The 15061-nt window shown below is 58.9% G+C and carries 18 protein-coding genes and 1 pseudogene; 5 read left to right on the top strand and 14 right to left on the bottom strand.

The genetic code is table 11. From position 1 onward, the window contains the following. The 3 genes and pseudogenes from BI292_RS14715 to exbB all read right to left on the bottom strand — a co-directional run. Nucleotides 1–187, bottom strand: a pseudogene (locus BI292_RS14715) (energy transducer TonB); the annotation flags it as partial. After that, nucleotides 184–612 (bottom strand): TonB system transport protein ExbD, encoded by a 429-nt coding sequence (gene exbD, locus BI292_RS14710; protein ID WP_092276141.1) that lies wholly within the window; start codon nt 610–612, stop codon nt 184–186. The pseudogene BI292_RS14715 and the gene exbD, both read right to left, overlap by 4 nt. Nucleotides 613–618: 6 nt before the next feature. Beyond that, nucleotides 619–1599 carry a tonB-system energizer ExbB gene (gene exbB / locus BI292_RS14705; protein WP_101208273.1) on the bottom strand — a complete coding sequence of 327 codons (981 nt, stop codon included), beginning with the start codon at nt 1597–1599 and terminating at the stop codon, nt 619–621. 188 nt (nt 1600–1787) lie between these two features. Between exbB and BI292_RS14700 the strand changes: the two genes are divergently transcribed. After that, nucleotides 1788–2648 carry an SDR family oxidoreductase gene (locus BI292_RS14700; protein ID WP_092276144.1) on the top strand — a complete coding sequence of 287 codons (861 nt, stop codon included), beginning with the start codon at nt 1788–1790 and terminating at the stop codon, nt 2646–2648. Nucleotides 2649–2771: 123 nt separating this feature from the next. On the opposite strand, the gene BI292_RS14695 is transcribed toward BI292_RS14700, so the two are convergent. The 6 genes from BI292_RS14695 to BI292_RS14670 all read right to left on the bottom strand — a co-directional run bounded on the left by BI292_RS14695 (nt 2772) and on the right by BI292_RS14670 (nt 8094). Continuing rightward, complete coding sequence (locus tag BI292_RS14695) at nt 2772–3512, bottom strand: hypothetical protein (RefSeq protein WP_101208271.1); 741 nt, start codon at nt 3510–3512, stop codon at nt 2772–2774. Between the two features lie 72 nt (nt 3513–3584). Then, on the bottom strand, nt 3585–3965 hold the full coding sequence (locus tag BI292_RS14690; RefSeq protein WP_025130815.1) for a RidA family protein: 381 nt from the start codon (nt 3963–3965) through the stop codon (nt 3585–3587). Nucleotides 3966–3989: 24 nt separating this feature from the next. Beyond that, on the bottom strand, nt 3990–6095 hold the full coding sequence (gene spoT / locus BI292_RS14685; RefSeq protein WP_092276150.1) for a bifunctional GTP diphosphokinase/guanosine-3',5'-bis pyrophosphate 3'-pyrophosphohydrolase: 2106 nt from the start codon (nt 6093–6095) through the stop codon (nt 3990–3992). 60 nt (nt 6096–6155) lie between these two features. Beyond that, nucleotides 6156–6419, bottom strand: coding sequence for a DNA-directed RNA polymerase subunit omega (rpoZ, locus tag BI292_RS14680; RefSeq protein WP_007894670.1), 264 nt, complete (start codon nt 6417–6419; stop codon nt 6156–6158). A gap of 178 nt (nt 6420–6597) precedes the next feature. Further along, complete coding sequence (gmk, locus tag BI292_RS14675; protein ID WP_092276154.1) at nt 6598–7218, bottom strand: guanylate kinase; 621 nt, start codon at nt 7216–7218, stop codon at nt 6598–6600. Nucleotides 7219–7230: 12 nt separating this feature from the next. Then, nucleotides 7231–8094 carry a YicC/YloC family endoribonuclease gene (locus tag BI292_RS14670; RefSeq protein ID WP_092276157.1) on the bottom strand — a complete coding sequence of 288 codons (864 nt, stop codon included), beginning with the start codon at nt 8092–8094 and terminating at the stop codon, nt 7231–7233. A 268-nt stretch (nt 8095–8362) separates the two neighbouring features. On the opposite strand from BI292_RS14670, the gene rph reads away from it, so the two are divergent. The 3 genes from rph to gltS all read left to right on the top strand — a co-directional run bounded on the left by rph (nt 8363) and on the right by gltS (nt 11081). Then, nucleotides 8363–9085 carry a ribonuclease PH gene (gene rph, locus BI292_RS14665; protein ID WP_092276160.1) on the top strand — a complete coding sequence of 241 codons (723 nt, stop codon included), beginning with the start codon at nt 8363–8365 and terminating at the stop codon, nt 9083–9085. 31 nt (nt 9086–9116) lie between these two features. Further along, nucleotides 9117–9485: a DUF4870 domain-containing protein gene (locus BI292_RS14660; RefSeq protein ID WP_092276163.1), complete on the top strand. Its 369-nt coding sequence runs from the start codon at nt 9117–9119 to the stop codon at nt 9483–9485. A 387-nt stretch (nt 9486–9872) separates the two neighbouring features. Beyond that, complete coding sequence (gene gltS / locus BI292_RS14655; protein WP_101208270.1) at nt 9873–11081, top strand: sodium/glutamate symporter; 1209 nt, start codon at nt 9873–9875, stop codon at nt 11079–11081. A 77-nt stretch (nt 11082–11158) separates the two neighbouring features. On the opposite strand, the gene BI292_RS14650 is transcribed toward gltS, so the two are convergent. Continuing rightward, nucleotides 11159–11938 (bottom strand): exodeoxyribonuclease III, encoded by a 780-nt coding sequence (locus BI292_RS14650; protein ID WP_007934608.1) that lies wholly within the window; start codon nt 11936–11938, stop codon nt 11159–11161. A gap of 82 nt (nt 11939–12020) precedes the next feature. On the opposite strand from BI292_RS14650, the gene pyrE reads away from it, so the two are divergent. Further along, nucleotides 12021–12665 (top strand): orotate phosphoribosyltransferase, encoded by a 645-nt coding sequence (pyrE, locus tag BI292_RS14645; protein WP_101208269.1) that lies wholly within the window; start codon nt 12021–12023, stop codon nt 12663–12665. Between the two features lie 114 nt (nt 12666–12779). Here the strand turns inward: pyrE and BI292_RS14640 are convergent, their stop codons facing one another. The 4 genes from BI292_RS14640 to argB form a co-directional block, all read right to left on the bottom strand. After that, nucleotides 12780–13163, bottom strand: coding sequence for a hypothetical protein (locus tag BI292_RS14640; RefSeq protein ID WP_101208268.1), 384 nt, complete (start codon nt 13161–13163; stop codon nt 12780–12782). After that, nucleotides 13150–13722 (bottom strand): hypothetical protein, encoded by a 573-nt coding sequence (locus BI292_RS14635; protein ID WP_101208267.1) that lies wholly within the window; start codon nt 13720–13722, stop codon nt 13150–13152. The genes BI292_RS14640 and BI292_RS14635 overlap by 14 nt, the downstream gene beginning before the upstream one ends. A 16-nt stretch (nt 13723–13738) precedes the next feature. Continuing rightward, nucleotides 13739–13951: a hypothetical protein gene (locus tag BI292_RS14630; protein WP_101208266.1), complete on the bottom strand. Its 213-nt coding sequence runs from the start codon at nt 13949–13951 to the stop codon at nt 13739–13741. A 192-nt stretch (nt 13952–14143) separates the two neighbouring features. After that, complete coding sequence (gene argB / locus BI292_RS14625; RefSeq protein ID WP_092276181.1) at nt 14144–15049, bottom strand: acetylglutamate kinase; 906 nt, start codon at nt 15047–15049, stop codon at nt 14144–14146. Nucleotides 15050–15061 lie beyond the last annotated feature (12 nt).

Genomic DNA, 15061 nt, shown 5'->3' with positions numbered 1-15061 from the left:
CCTTTGACGGGGCGGGCGGTGGCGGGGCCGGAACCGGCGCCAACTCGACCATCATCGCCTGCGGTGGCAGCTCGATCGGCGGGCGCGCGGTCCAGTTCACCGCCAGCGCGATGGCCAGCGCATGCACGCCGAGCACCACGGCCAGGCTCCCGCTGTAACGCGTCAGCTTATGGCGCGTCGTGATCATTTCTTGACTGCCGTCTCAAGCCCGACCAGACCGACCTTCAGGTAACCGGCCGAGCGCAGGCTGTCCATCACACTCATCAGATCGCCGTAATCCACGCCTTTATCGGCCTGGAAGAAGATCGTCGTGTCTTTCTTGCCCTGGGTCCGGGCGTCGAGTGTGGCGCCGAGGGTTTCGACCTTCACTTCGTCTTCACCGAGGAACAGGCGCTGGTCAGCCTTGACGCTGAGGAACACCGGTTTCTCTGGCCGTGGCGCCGGTTTGGCGCTGGAGGCAGGCAAGTCGACCTTGATGTCCACGGTGGCCAACGGCGCGGCCACCATGAAGATGATCAACAGCACCAGCATCACGTCGATAAACGGCGTGACGTTGATTTCGTGGTTCTCGTGCAGATCGTCGTCCGCACCTTCTTTCAAATGCAAGCCCATGGCTGATTACCCTACTTTGACCACGTGGGGCTGCGGGGAGCGCTCAGCGGTCGGCAGGTGATCGAGATCACGGCTGACCAGCAACAGGACTTCAGCAGAGGCGTCCGACACCTGCGCCTTGTAACCGGCGATGGAGCGGGCGAAGACGTTGTAGATGACCACGGCCGGAATCGCTGCAACCAGGCCCAGCGCGGTAGCCAGCAAGGCTTCGGCGATACCCGGAGCGACGACGGCGAGGTTGGTGGTCTGGGTTTTGGCGATGCCGATGAAGCTGTTCATGATGCCCCACACGGTACCGAACAGGCCCACGAACGGCGCGGTGGAACCGATGGTGGCGAGTACGCCGGTGCCGTTGCTCATGTTGCGACCGCACGCGGCGACGAGGCGCTCGAGACGGAAGCTCACACGTTCCTTGATGCCTTCTTTTTCGCGGCTGTTGGCCGACAGGCGCATTTCTTCCAGCGCGTCGTGGACCAGCAGATTGGCGAGGGTGCCTTGCTTGGTCGCTGAAGCGCTGGCTTCTTTAAGGGTGGTGGCTTTTTTCAGGTGGACGATTTCGTTACGCAGACGACGCTTGGCGCCCATCAGCTCGAAGCCTTTGGCGATCCAGATGGTCCAGGTAATGATCGACGCGATGGCCAGGCCAATCATCACGATTTTGACGATGATATCGGCGTTCTGGTACATGCCCCATGGCGACAGGTCGTGGGCCATGCCCAGCGTGTTGTCCGGTTCGAGCACTTCCGGAGCATCTGCAACGGAAGCATCGATGGCCGGGGCCGGGTCGGCAGCAGCAGGCGCGGCGACTGGCGCGGCTGGGGCAGGTGCCGGCGCCGCTTCAGTAGCAGCGGCGGCCGGAGCGGCTGGCGCTTGCGCATCAGCAAAAGCGGTGACCGGTGCGATCATCAGGCTGAGCAACAGAGCGGCCACAGCGCTCCAGGCGCGAGGTCGTTTGGTAGGCGAAGCGGGGAATTGATTGCGTGTCATGCTGGCCGGACCTGAGAAAAAAAGACGGTAAATGTTCTTCCAGGCCTCGAAGGCCGAGAACAAAAGTGGCGGGCATTATTGCAAGTAATTCTTGTTAACAAAAGTAATAGAGTATCTTTTTTTCCTTCATTGCTAGCCGCTCGTCCTGTGCGGAAGCTAGTCTGTACCTTTCCCGGAGGAGTTTTCTGATGTCCGCGCCTTCTGTTTTGATCGCCGGCTGCGGTGATGTTGGCAGCCGTCTGGCTAAGCAATTACTGGTTTCAGGCTGGGAGGTTCATGGCTTGCGCCGGAATATCTCGCGGCTGCCCGAAGGGGTGATCGGCGTTGCCGGTGACCTGTTCAATAAAGACTGCCCGGACACCTGGCCGATCGGCGCGGTGGATTACCTGGTGTATTGCGCGGCCGCGACCGATCACGATGAGGCGGGTTATCGCGCCGCTTATGTCGAGGGTTTGCAGCACGTGCTGGAGTGGCTGGGCGATTACGGCCAGGTGCCAAAACGCCTGTTGTTCGTTTCGAGCAGCAGCGTCTACGGCCAGCAGGAAGGGGAATGGGTCGATGAGACCTCGCCGACCGTCGCCGGTAGCGGTTATTCCGGGCGGTTGATGCTCGAAGCCGAGCAAGTGGCGCTCGACAGCGGCATCCCCGCGAGCATTGTGCGGCTGACGGGTATTTACGGGCCGGGCCGCGAGTGGCTGCTGACTCAGGTACGGCGCGGTTATCGGGTGGCGCTTGATCCGCCGCTGTACGGCAACCGCATTCACGCCGATGACGCGGCGGGGTTGATGGCGTATCTGCTTGAAGCGAATGAGCGCGGTGTGGCGCTGGATGACGTCTATATAGGCGTCGACGATGCGCCGGCGCCCCTGGCCGAAGTGGTTGGCTGGTTGCGCGAGTATCTGGGCGTGACCGAATGGGCCGAGGACGCGAGCGTGCGTCGGGCGGGGAGCAAGCGCTGCAGCAATGCTCGGGCGAAGGCGTTGGGCTGGGTGCCGCAATACCCAACCTACCGCGAAGGTTATGCGGCAATTCTCGAGGGCCGCTGCTGACGTCCAAACCCCGAAGCATTGTAGGAGCGAGGCTTGCCCGCGAAGGCGTCATAACATCCAACATCTACGTCGGCATTTATGAAGCTTTCGCGGGCAAGCCTCGCTCCTACAAGGATTTCGCTGTTACTGCTTCTCCAGCAACCACTTGCGATCACCCGGCGTGAACGACGGCATTTCATCAGCCATCGACGCGTTCACGGTTGGGAAAATCTCCAGTTCCTTGCCCTTGCGCGCAAACACCCACGTGTTGCCCTGGCCGTTGAGTTGCAGCCACATGCTGTCATTGCCGCCGCTCATCGACGCGCAATCGCCGGCCAGACATAACGCATAACGGTCCGCCCCGGTCAGGCCGGTGACTTGGCCATCCGCCTGAAATTGCACGGTGTTGCCCTCGCCCGGGCCGCTGATGACTTTCCAGCTGCCGCCCATGTAAGCGGTGTACAGCGCGCGTTCGAAACTGGCGCCAATCGGCGCGCCGTCCGGCACTTGAATCACTGCGCGGTCGAAAACCTGCGCCGGTTCGTTGTCGCTGGCGACCTGGCTCAGTTGCTTGCCGTCGCGGCGCAGTTCGCTGGCGGAACTGCCATAGAAGTCGACCTTCCAGGCGCCGGACTCGTCGGCCAGCAGCTTGCCTTCGACGTTTTCAAAACCGTTGGTGTAGCGGGCCTGATTGGCCTTGGTGTTGACGTCCCATTCCAGGTTCGGGCCGTAAGCCTGCAGCGCTTCACGCAGCGGACCGCCCTGAGCGGCAGCATCGATGGCCACCTGGTTGATCCAGGTGCCGCTGATGTCGCGGTCGGCAGGATCGCTGGCGCAGCCGCCGAGGAAAACGGCGAACAAGGAGAGGGCAAGCGCTTTGCGCATGTTGGAATCCTTTCAAAAACCTTTCTTACAAAAGATCAGCCGGCGCAGCCTGTGAGGGCTGCGCCGGATGTATTACTCGATGACCAGAATGGCGTCCATTTCTACCTGCGAACCCTTTGGCAGGGCGGCAACGCCGATGGCGGCGCGGGCAGGGTAGGGCTGTTCAAAGTACTTGCCCATGATCTCGTTGACCTTGGCGAAGTGGCTCAGGTCGGTGAGGAAGATGTTGAGTTTGACGATGTCCTTGAACGAACCACCGGCGGCTTCAGCCACGGACTTGAGGTTCTCGAACACCTGGACGGTCTGGGCTTCGAAGCCTTCAACCAGTTCCATGGTTTTTGGGTCCAGCGGAATTTGACCCGACATGTAAACGGTATTGCCAGCCTTGATCGCCTGGGAATAAGTACCGATGGCGGCCGGGGCCTTGTCGCTGGTGATAACTGTTTTGGTCATGAATGACTCCTTGTAATGGGTGGGCTACGCACGCATGCGGGTGATGCGGATCACCCCGGTCAAGGCGCGCAGTTTCTTGATCACACGAGCCAGGTGCACACGGTCGTGCACGCTGACCACCAGTTGGACCACGCTGATGCGACCATCGCGTTCGTCCATGCTGATTTTTTCTATATTGCCGTCGGCCGCGTTGACGCTGCTGGCCAGCAGAGCGATCAGGCCGCGCTGGTGTTCCAGCTCGACGCGCAGTTCGACGTTGAATTCGCCGGTAACATCCTTGGCCCACGAGAGCTGGATGCATTTTTCCGGGTTGTGCCTGATTTCGCTGATGTTGCGGCAGTTGTCCAGATGCACGACCATGCCTTTGCCCGCCGACAGATGGCCGACAATCGGGTCGCCCGGGATCGGCGTGCAGCACTTGGCGTAGCTCAGCACCAGACCTTCGGTGCCGCGAATCGCCAGCGGACCTTCCGGGCTTGGCAACTGTTCGCCTTCGCCCAGCAGTCGGCGCGCGACCACGTACGCCATGCGATTGCCCAGGCCGATGTCTTCGAGCAAGTCTTCGATCAGTTCGAGGCGGTACTCGGCGAGCATTGCCTTGACGCGTTCGGCGGCGATTTTTTCCAGGCTGCTGTCGAAACCGTTGAGCACCTTGTTCAACAGGCGTTCGCCGAGGCTGATGGACTCGGAGCGGCGTTGCAGTTTCAGCGCGTGGCGGATGTGCGTGCGCGCCTTGCCGGTGACTACGAAGTTGAGCCATGCCGGGTTTGGCCGGGCACCGGGGGCGCTGACGATCTCGACCGTGGAGCCGCTTTGCAGCGGTTCGGACAGCGGCGCGAGACGGCGGTTGATCCGGCAGGCAATGCAGCTGTTGCCGACGTCGGTGTGCACCGCGTAGGCAAAGTCGACTGCCGTGGAGCCTTTGGGCAGCTCCATGATCCGGCCCTTCGGCGTGAACACGTAGACCTCGTCCGGGAACAGGTCAATCTTCACGCTCTCGATGAATTCCAGCGAGTTGCCGGCACGTTGCTGCATTTCCAGCACGCCTTTGACCCATTGGCGGGCGCGGGCGTGAGTGCCTTTGGGCTGCTCGTCGCCGCTGGATTTGTACAGCCAATGGGCGGCGATGCCATTGTTGGCCATCTCTTCCATTTCACGGGTGCGGATCTGGATTTCGATCGGTACGCCGTGCATGCCGAACAGCGTGGTGTGCAGCGACTGATAGCCGTTGGCCTTGGGGATCGCGATGTAATCCTTGAAGCGCCCCGGCAACGGTTTGTACAAATTATGTACAGCGCCCAGTACGCGGTAGCAGGTGTCGACCTTGTCGACGATGATCCGGAACGCGTAGACGTCCATGATCTCGTTGAAGGCCCGACGCTTGCCGCGCATTTTCTTGTAGATGCCGTAGAGGTGCTTTTGGCGTCCGCTGACTTCGCCCTGGATTTCATCAATCGCCAGGCAGTGGCTCAGGGATTCTTCGATCTTGTTGACGATTTCCTTGCGGTTGCCCCGGGCGCGCTTGACGGCCTGGTTGATCCGCGCGGAACGCATCGGGTGCATGGCTTTGAAGCCGAGGTCTTCGAATTCTATGCGGATGGCGTGCATGCCCAGCCGGTTGGCGATGGGCGCATAGATTTCCAGGGTTTCCTTGGCGATGCGTCGGCGTTTTTCGCCGGACAGCACTTCCAGCGTGCGCATGTTGTGCAGGCGGTCGGCGAGCTTGACCAGGATCACGCGAATGTCGCGCGCCATGGCCATGGCCATTTTCTGGAAGTTTTCGGCCTGGGCTTCGGCTTTGGTCTCGAAGTTCATCTGGGTCAGTTTGCTGACCCCGTCGACCAGTTCGGCCACGGTTTCGCCGAACTGCGCTTGCAGCGCTTCTTTGGCAATCCCGGTGTCTTCGATCACGTCATGCAGCATTGCGGCCATCAAACTCTGATGGTCCATGTGCATGTCGGCAAGAATATTCGCCACCGCAAGAGGGTGCGTGACGTACGCCTCGCCGCTGCGGCGGCGTTGGCCGTCGTGGGCTTGTTCGGCGTAGAAATACGCTCGGCGGACCAGGTTGACCTGGTCCTTGCCGAGGTAGGTCGATAAGCGATCGGCGAGGGCGTCTATGCTCGGCAAAGTATTAACTCCTGCCGTTGGCTGTGACCCCGCGCCGTGCTACGTCGACCAGGCATAGGCTTAGACGGCCTCGTTGGACTCGTCCTCGAACGCTGCGAACAGCGGTTCGTCTTCGACGATTTCAGCATTGGCGATGAACTCATAGCTCATCAGGCCTTCAGCGATTTCACGCAGCGCTACAACGGTAGGCTTGTCGTTTTCCCACTGAACCAGTGGCTCTTTGCCGCCGGTGGCCAGTTGACGGGCACGTTTGGTGGACAGCATGACCAGCTCAAAACGGTTTTCCACGTGGTTCAGGCAGTCTTCAACAGTTACGCGGGCCATGGTATTCCTCGGAGCGAATGCAATATGCGCGCTGCCCGGTTGGGCGAGCGGACTCGACAGTTTAAAAAATCACCAGCGTTTAGGGAAGCGCTGATTTTTTGACCAAGCCCTTCAACGCGCTGCAAGTGCCAATGTAAAGCCCTTGCAGCGGTTTTGGGAAGAGCTGATTAAGCGCTTGTCAGCCAAGCAATTCGGCCAAAAGTTTTCCGTTGCGCTGCTGCTGACGCTTTTGATGCAGCTGATTGGCACGGAAAATCGCCTGCAGGTCGCGCAGTGCGTGGGCGAAATTGTCGTTGATGATCAGGTAGTCGTAGTCGACGTAGTGGCTCATCTCGCTGACCGCTTCACGCATCCGCCCGTCGATGATTTCGTCGCTGTCCTGGCCACGATTGGTCAGGCGCTGGTGCAACGCTTCCAGCGATGGCGGCAAAATGAAGATCGAGCGCGCTTGCGGCATCAACTTGCGCACTTGCTCGGCGCCCTGCCAGTCGATTTCCAGGATAAGGTCGTGGCCCGCATCCAGCGTCTGCTGGAGGTGACTTTGCGAGGTGCCATAGAGGTTGCCGAAGACTTCAGCGCGCTCGAGGAAATCGCCGTGTTCGCCCATCTTCACGAACGCTTCGCGCGTGACGAAGTGATAGTTCACGCCGTTCACTTCACCGGGGCGCATGGCTCGGGTGGTGTGCGAAACCGAGACGCGAATCTCTTGGTCAGCGTCGGTCAAGGCCTTGACCAGGCTGCTCTTGCCCGCGCCCGATGGGGCGGAAATGATGTAAAGGGTGCCGGTGCTGTGGGTCATGTCGGGGTTGCCTTACTCAATATTCTGCACTTGTTCGCGCATCTGCTCGATCAACACTTTGAGGTTGACCGCCGCCGTGGTGCTGCGCGGGTCGAAGGCTTTGGAGCCCAGTGTGTTGGCTTCGCGGTTGAGTTCCTGCATCAGGAAGTCGAGGCGCCGACCGGCGGCCCCGCCGGACTTGAGCACCCGGCGAACTTCGATGATGTGAGTGCTCAGGCGATCCAGTTCTTCGGCGACGTCGCTCTTTTGCGCGAGCATGACCATTTCCTGTTCCAGGCGTTGCGGGTCCATCTCGGCTTTCATGTCGGCAAAGCGGTCGAGGACTTTCTGGCGCTGGGTGGCGAGCATTTGCGGGACCAGCCCGCGCAGGGTCACGACGTCTTCTTCAATAGAGGTCAGGCGGTCATTGATCAGCCGGGCCAGCTCCGCGCCTTCGCGCTCGCGGCCAGCTTTCAATTCCTTCAGGCCTTGGGTGAACAGCGCCAGGGCCTCAGCGTTCAAGGCTTGCGGGTCCGCCGCGTCGCCCACCAGCACGCCGGGCCAGGCGAGCACTTCCAGCGGGTTCAGCGCGGCCGGGTTCTTGATCAGGTCGGCAATTGTTTCAGCGGCGGCAACCAGTTGCGCGGCGCGTTCGCGGTCCACTTGCAGGGTTTTGCCGGTGCTTTCCTCGGTGAAGCGCAAGGTGCATTCCAGTTTGCCGCGCGACAACCCTTGGCGCAGCGCTTCGCGAACGGCGCCTTCGAGGTCGCGAAAGGATTCCGGCAGACGCAGATGCGGTTCCAGGTAGCGGCTGTTGACCGAGCGCAGCTCCCAGCTCAGGGTGCCTTGGACGCCGGCGGATTCGACGCGGGCGAAGGCGGTCATGCTGTGCACCATGGAGGTACCTCGCAGTGCAGGCTGGCGCGAAACCTTGGCTTCGCGAACCCGATATCAATGAATGTGAGCCGACTGGCAGCAAAGGCGCAGGATTGTAGCGCAGTGCGGCGGATGCGCCCAAACACACCCTGTGACAAAGGGCTGCAGGCCGTCGGTTAAGGCAATTTCGCGGGCTTCAGCCGTCGGCTGGATTTTTTAGGCGTGCCCACTCGCGGCTCGCGGCTCTATAATGCTCGGCAGTTTTCCGTCCCCAGTACAGGTATTCCCTATGAAACGTCCAAGTGGTCGCGTTGCCGATCAGCTCCGCTCGATCCGCATTACCCGCAACTACACCAAACACGCCGAGGGTTCTGTGCTGGTCGAGTTCGGTGACACCAAAGTCATCTGCACCGTCAGCGTCGAAAACGGCGTGCCACGTTTCCTCAAAGGTCAGGGCCAAGGCTGGTTGACCGCTGAATACGGCATGCTGCCGCGCGCCACTGGCGAGCGTAACCAGCGTGAAGCGAGCCGCGGCAAGCAAGGCGGCCGTACGCTGGAAATCCAGCGCCTGATCGGCCGTTCGCTGCGCGCCGCGCTGGACATGTCGAAGCTCGGCGACGTTACCCTGTACGTCGATTGCGACGTGATCCAGGCTGACGGCGGCACCCGCACTGCCTCCATCACCGGCGCCATGGTTGCACTGGTCGATGCGTTGAAAGTGATCAAGAAGCGCGGCGGCCTGAAAGGTGGCGACCCGCTCAAGCAAATGATCGCAGCCGTTTCGGTCGGCATGTACCAGGGCGAGGCTGTGCTTGACCTCGATTACCTGGAAGACTCGGCTGCCGAGACTGACCTGAACGTGGTAATGACCAGCACTGGCGGCTTCATCGAAGTCCAGGGCACCGCTGAAGGCGCGCCGTTCCAGCCGGAAGACCTGAACGCCATGCTGGAATTGGCCAAGAAAGGCATGAACGAGATTTTCGAACTGCAAAAAGCTGCATTGGCTGACTGAGCGAGTCGTTTTTCACACCAAGGAGGATGTTATGAGTGATGGGCAAGAGTTACTTCCTACCCCGAGCCAAGAGGCTCGGCAGTGGGCGATGTTTTGTCACTTGTCCGCCTTGTTGGGGATCTGGATTCCATTTGGTACGTTGATCGGCCCGCTGATCCTCTGGCAGATGAAGCGCGAAAGTGACCCGTTCATTGATGCGCAGGGCAAGGAAGCGCTGAATTTTCAGATCACCGTTGCCATCGCCGCGACCATCTCGTTCTTTTTGATATTGGTGGTCATCGGGTTTTTCCTGCTGGGTCTGATCGCCATCGCAGGTCTGGTACTGACGATCATCGCTGGCGTAAAAGCCAATGAAGGTGTGCCTTATCGGTATCCGTTCACTTTGCGGTTGATCAAGTAACGGCCCAATCAGCCCCGCCCTCAGATTGCCGCTTGTAACCAAATGCCCTGACTTGTCAGGGCATTTGTATTTTTATAATTCAATTAACAGATTTGACATAGAGGGCGCGCGATATCTGTGATAACCACGCGCGCATTCTTTAATAAAATATGACTCTTACATCTTAAGTCACAACTTCAATGCCTCTAAGTTAGCTGCTTTCTTGGCAATCAGACTTTGCGATTGTTAGAGTTGCCCCACGTTATATTTACTTAGAAATATATCGACATATTCAAGCCAACGAAGGTCCTTGAATTTCAGCCAATCAGTGTTGAGATACTCAGCCGATTCATCAGGCGTGCGCGGGTAAAAAGTTCGCCTCTGAATATATAGCCAAGAACAATTCCAATGATTCAGCTCGACTTTTATGGAACGCTGGTGGCCGCTTCCTTAGTGCTTTTGCTGGGGCGCGGACTTGTTACACGCGTGGCTTGCCTGCGTAATTACAATATTCCCGAACCCGTTGCTGGCGGTTTGGTGGTTGCCCTGGCTCTGCTGGTGTCACGAACGTTTGATATTGAAGTCCGTTTCGATACTTCGTTGCAGACGCCGTTGATGTTGGCTTTTTTTGCCACGATCGGCTTGAGTGCCGACTTCGCCAGCCTGAAGAAGGGCGGTCGCGTAGTAGGCGTTTTTCTGCTGGCAGTGGCCGGACTTCTGATCGTCCAGAACGCCATGGGCATCGGCCTCGCAACCATGCTCGGGCTCGATCCGCTGATGGGGCTGCTGACTGGCTCGATTACGTTGTCGGGCGGTCATGGTACAGGCGCTGCGTGGGGGACGGTGTTCAGTGAGAAGTACGGTCTGGCGTCTGCCTCCGAGCTGGCGATTGCCTCTGCAACGTTTGGCCTGGTGTTGGGTGGCTTGATTGGCGGCCCGGTCGCCCGCCTGCTGATCAAGCGGGTTCAAGTACCTGGCTGCCACACTCAAGAGGCGCCACGCTTGCCAAAAGGCTTTGAGCAGCCGAACAAAGAGCGTTCGATCACGCCATTTTCGTTTATCGAAACCCTCGCGCTGATTGCAGTGAGCTTATTGGTCGGCAATCTTCTGAATGGTTTGCTGCAAGGAACCGCGCTTGAATTGCCGACTTTCGTCTGCGTCCTGTTCATTGGTGTGGTTTTACGCAATGGGCTTTCAGCGCTGGGCTTGTATCAGGTATTCGAGCGTGAAGTGTCCGTGTTGGGTAACGTCAGCCTGTCGCTGTTTCTGGCGATTGCCTTGATGTCGCTGAAACTGTGGGACCTGGCGGCACTGGCCCTGCCGATCTTCATCATTCTGGCTGCGCAAGCGCTGGTCATGGCGTTGTTTGCAATTTTCGTGACGTTCAGAATCATGGGCAGTAACTACGATGCGGCGGTGTTGGCGGCGGGGCACTGCGGTTTCGGGCTGGGTGCAACACCTACGGCCATCGCTAACATGCAGGCGGTAACGCAGCGCTACGGGCCATCGCAGATAGCGTTTCTGGTGGTGCCGATGGTGGGGGCGTTCTTCATCGACATCATTAATGTCATCGTGATCAAGTTGTACCTTGCGCTGCCGTTTTTTGCCGTTGCCTGAAGTTTTGGCCGTGTTGCCTGGCGCATAAAAAATGCCCGTATCTCGCGATACGGGCATTTTTTTCTGCGAATCGACGCTTAGATCGTCAGCGTCCAGTCGTAGTCCACGATCAACGGTGCGTGCTGCGAGAACCGTGGCTGACGTGGCAGGCGCGCGCTGCGGACAAAGCGGCGCAGGCCTGGAGTCAGCAACTGGTAATCGAAACGCCAGCCCAGGTTGAGCATCTCAGCCTGTTCGTTGTCCGGCCACCAGCTGTACTGGTCGCCTTCACGGCTGACTTCGCGCAGGGCATCGACATAACCCATGTTGCCGACAATCTCGTCCATCCAGGCACGTTCAGGTGCCAGGAAGCCCGGGGATTGCTGGCTGTCGCGCCAGTTCTTGATATCCAGCTTCTGTTGCGCCACGTACAGCGAGCCACAATAAATGTACTCGCGACGTTTGCGTCGCTGTTTATCCAGATAACGGGCGAAATCGTCCATTAGCTTGAACTTCTGGTTCAAGTCTTCATCGCCGTTCTGCCCCGAAGGAAGCAGCAAGGTCGCGATGCTGACCTTATCGAAATCGGCTTGCAGGTAGCGCCCGTAGCGGTCGGCCGTCTCGAACCCGAGACCGCTGATGACTGCCTTCGGTTGCAGCCGCGAATACAAAGCCACGCCACCTTGGGCGGGTACTTCGGCTTCGCAGGCATAAAGGAAGTAGCCATCCAGTTGGAAGGCTGGATCGTCCAGTTCAAAGGCGGAGGCGCGGGTGTCCTGCAGGCAGATGACGTCGGCATTCTGTGCTTGCAGCCAACTGAGCAAACCTCGCTCCACTGCAGCCTGAATACCATTGACGTTCACACTGATGATCCGCATAAATGGCCCCAAAAATCGCGTGCGTGTATGATACACGGCGTCAACCTAATTAGCTAAATCCGTGGTATTTGGGGTTTTTTTCATGCAAGCGTATCAGCGCGATTTCATTCGTTTTGCCATCGATCGCGGCGTTTTGCGCTTCGGTGAGTTCACCCTGAAGTCCGGGCGCACCAGTCCTTACTTCTTCAATGCCGGTCTGTTCAACAGCGGTTCGGCCTTGGCGCAGCTGGGTCGTTTCTACGCGGCAGCCATTGTTGAAAGCGGTATTTCCTTCGATGTGCTGTTTGGTCCGGCGTACAAAGGTATTCCTTTGGCGGCGACCACTGCCGTGGCGCTGGCCGAGCATCACGAGCGTGATCTGCCATGGTGTTTCAATCGTAAAGAAGCCAAGGCCCACGGCGAAGGCGGCAGCCTGGTCGGCGCACCGCTGCGCGGCGAAGTGCTGATCATCGACGACGTCATCACCGCCGGCACTGCGATTCGTGAAGTGATGCAGATCATCGCGACTCAGGACGGCGCCAAGGCTGCGGGCGTGCTGATCGCCCTCAATCGTCAAGAGCGCGGCAACGGCGAATTGTCGGCAATCCAGGAAGTGGAGCGCGATTTCGGTATTCCGGTGATCAGCATTGTCTCGCTGAACCAGGTGCTGGAATTCCTCGCCGATGACCCGCAGCTCAAGCAGCACCTGCCCGCCGTAGAAGCCTACCGCGCACAATTCGGCGTCTGACCGCATTCCCTTGTGGGAGCGAGCTTGCTCGCGATGAGGCCGTAACATCCAACATCTTCGTTGGCTGATACACCGCTTTCGCGGGCAAGCCTCGCTCCTACAAGGAGTGCGTCGTTAGTGCAGTCTTTGCCATTTTCTTACGAGTTTCAGTGCCAACCACAGGTTGAATAGCGCAAATACCAGCAATGCCAGGACGACTGACACGTAGAGCGTTCGGTCCACGTCGAAGTCCCACAGGTCCAGTGTGCTGGAGCTCATGATCCTTACGGCGGCAGGTAAGTTAACGTAAAACAACGCCGAAAAAGCGCATGTCATAGGCAATGCGCAGGCGAGCAAAACATCCCGCACCTTGCCCCTGCTGCGCTTCCTGGCCAGTTCCCCCGACTGATTTTCATCCAGTTCCAGCGCCTCATGCAGCCTTGGCCATGCCAGGTTGAACATGAAAGTGGTCAGGGTCAGCAGCAAGCCGCTGACCGCGACAATGTCACTGAACGGCATTCAGGCCCAGCGTCTGGCACAACAGCGCGTGGGAATCCTCGCTGATTTCGAACTGCCCGGCACTGCCTTTGCGTTTGGTAATGGGTTTGAAGGTCGGCTCGTTTTGCGTGATCAGCATGTTCAGCTCATCACGGATGACGTCCGAGCTGATGACCACCAGATACACCGTCTGTGCGTGCTCCGCAGACTCGATGACCGCTTGCATGCTGTGCTGCAGGATCTCGTCGAGCTGATTGCGAAAGCGCGAAACCGTGTTTTTCAGCAGGGTTTTGCTTTGGCTCTGGGTCAGCTGAAAAATCGTCGAAATCTGCGATTCGGTCGGCAAGGTCTGGCCGAAGTAGCTTTGGATCAAGTACAGCAAACGATCCTGTTTGGCTTCATCGGCCCGACTCGGCATCCCGCCTTCGACCAGCATTTTCAGGTATTCAGTGAGGCTTGCCTTGGCGATCCGTTGTAAGGCGTGAGCGATTTCGCCGTCGGAAATCTTCAGGGTCTTTTTGACCGGCTCCTTTTGCTCCTGCTCGAAAGCCTGAGCGTCGATCGTGAACGAGATCTGCATGCTGAGCCTCCCGAGATCACTTGTTGGCATTATTTGGGTACGGATCTTCCACGGCATCGCCTTGGCCGCTGAGGACCTTCCAGCCTTTCAGTGGATGGGGAGAATTATTGAAGTCTGGGCAGGGCGGCATCGATTTTTGTGACGGGCCTGAATACTCGCGGCCGCAGTCTATGCACGCATAGGAACCTGCCGAGATATCGCTGCCGTAAGGAACATGGTCTTTTTGCATCGGGAAGATCTCCTGTGGATTCAGGGAAGATCCTATGCGGACTAGTGCCGGGCGATATGTCAGACGTTTCGCTGAATCAGGTCAGACGTTTCCCGCAGGCAAAAAAAGATCGCAGCTTTCGCTAGGTCCTACAGGGTTATCGGAAAACCCTGTAGGCACTGACGAAAGCTGCGATCTTTTGGCGTTACTGAATCAAGGACGCTTGCGGTTACTGATCAACGTACCCACGCCGGTATCGGTGAAGATCTCCAGCAGAATCGCGTTTGGTACCCGGCCATCGATGATCAGCGAGCTGCCGACGCCGCCCTGAACCGCTTCCAGCGCGCAACGGATCTTCGGCAGCATGCCGCCGTAGATCGTGCCGTCGGCGATCAGTTCGTCGACTTGCTGGGTGGTCAGGCCGGTGAGGACCGTGCCTTGCTTGTCCATCAGGCCGGCGATGTTGGTCAGCAGCATGAGCTTTTCAGCTTTCAGCGCTTCCGCCACTTTACCGGCCACCAGGTCGGCGTTGATGTTGTACGACTCGCCGTTGGCGCCGACGCCGATTGGCGCGATCACCGGGATGAAATCGCCTCTGACCAGCAGGTTCAGCAAATCGGTGTTGATCCCGACCACTTCGCCCACTTGCCCGATGTCGATGATTTCCGGTTGGGTCATCTCCGGTGTCTGGCGGGTCACGGTGAGCTTTTTCGCGCGGATCAGCTCGGCGTCTTTGCCGGTCAGGCCGATGGCGCTGCCGCCATGACGGTTGATCAGGTTGACGATGTCCTTGTTGACCTGGCCGCCGAGGACCATTTCCACCACGTCCATGGTCTGCGCGTCAGTCACGCGCATGCCATCGATGAAGTGACTCTCGATCGACAGACGCTTGAGCAAGTCGCCGATTTGCGGGCCGCCACCGTGAACCACCACCGGGTTGATGCCCACGGCTTTCATCAGCACGATGTCGCGGGCGAAGCCGGTTTTCAGCTCCTCGCTTTCCATCGCGTTGCCGCCGTATTTGATCACCAGCGTCTTGCCGACGTAGCGGCGAATGTAAGGCAGTGCTTCGGACAGGACCTTGGCGGTGTTGGCGGCGGCTTCGCGTTCGAGGGTCATTCAGGGCTCCGG

The organism is Pseudomonas sp. 43NM1 (genome assembly GCF_002836905.1).
GTDB lineage: Bacteria > Pseudomonadota > Gammaproteobacteria > Pseudomonadales > Pseudomonadaceae > Aquipseudomonas > Aquipseudomonas prosekii.
Note: the sequence above shows the minus strand (reverse complement) of the source record. Positions and strands in the feature narration are given on the sequence as shown.

Bases quoted from the DNA above. Each gene is read 5' to 3' on its own strand.
- gmk (WP_092276154.1), bottom strand. From the start codon at position 7,218: ATGACCCACAGCACCGGCACCCTTTACATCATTTCCGCCCCATCGGGC.
- BI292_RS14695 (WP_101208271.1), bottom strand. From the start codon at position 3,512: ATGCGCAAAGCGCTTGCCCTCTCCTTGTTCGCCGTTTTCCTCGGCGGC.
- exbD (WP_092276141.1), bottom strand. From the start codon at position 612: ATGGGCTTGCATTTGAAAGAAGGTGCGGACGACGATCTGCACGAGAAC.
- BI292_RS14690 (WP_025130815.1), bottom strand. From the start codon at position 3,965: ATGACCAAAACAGTTATCACCAGCGACAAGGCCCCGGCCGCCATCGGT.
- pyrE (WP_101208269.1), top strand. From the start codon at position 12,021: ATGCAAGCGTATCAGCGCGATTTCATTCGTTTTGCCATCGATCGCGGC.
- BI292_RS14640 (WP_101208268.1), bottom strand. From the start codon at position 13,163: ATGCCGTTCAGTGACATTGTCGCGGTCAGCGGCTTGCTGCTGACCCTG.
- BI292_RS14700 (WP_092276144.1), top strand. From the start codon at position 1,788: ATGTCCGCGCCTTCTGTTTTGATCGCCGGCTGCGGTGATGTTGGCAGC.
- BI292_RS14630 (WP_101208266.1), bottom strand. From the start codon at position 13,951: ATGCAAAAAGACCATGTTCCTTACGGCAGCGATATCTCGGCAGGTTCC.
- BI292_RS14660 (WP_092276163.1), top strand. From the start codon at position 9,117: ATGAGTGATGGGCAAGAGTTACTTCCTACCCCGAGCCAAGAGGCTCGG.
- argB (WP_092276181.1), bottom strand. From the start codon at position 15,049: ATGACCCTCGAACGCGAAGCCGCCGCCAACACCGCCAAGGTCCTGTCC.
- BI292_RS14650 (WP_007934608.1), bottom strand. From the start codon at position 11,938: ATGCGGATCATCAGTGTGAACGTCAATGGTATTCAGGCTGCAGTGGAG.
- gltS (WP_101208270.1), top strand. From the start codon at position 9,873: ATGATTCAGCTCGACTTTTATGGAACGCTGGTGGCCGCTTCCTTAGTG.
- rph (WP_092276160.1), top strand. From the start codon at position 8,363: ATGAAACGTCCAAGTGGTCGCGTTGCCGATCAGCTCCGCTCGATCCGC.
- BI292_RS14670 (WP_092276157.1), bottom strand. From the start codon at position 8,094: ATGGTGCACAGCATGACCGCCTTCGCCCGCGTCGAATCCGCCGGCGTC.
- BI292_RS14635 (WP_101208267.1), bottom strand. From the start codon at position 13,722: ATGCAGATCTCGTTCACGATCGACGCTCAGGCTTTCGAGCAGGAGCAA.
- rpoZ (WP_007894670.1), bottom strand. From the start codon at position 6,419: ATGGCCCGCGTAACTGTTGAAGACTGCCTGAACCACGTGGAAAACCGT.
- exbB (WP_101208273.1), bottom strand. From the start codon at position 1,599: ATGACACGCAATCAATTCCCCGCTTCGCCTACCAAACGACCTCGCGCC.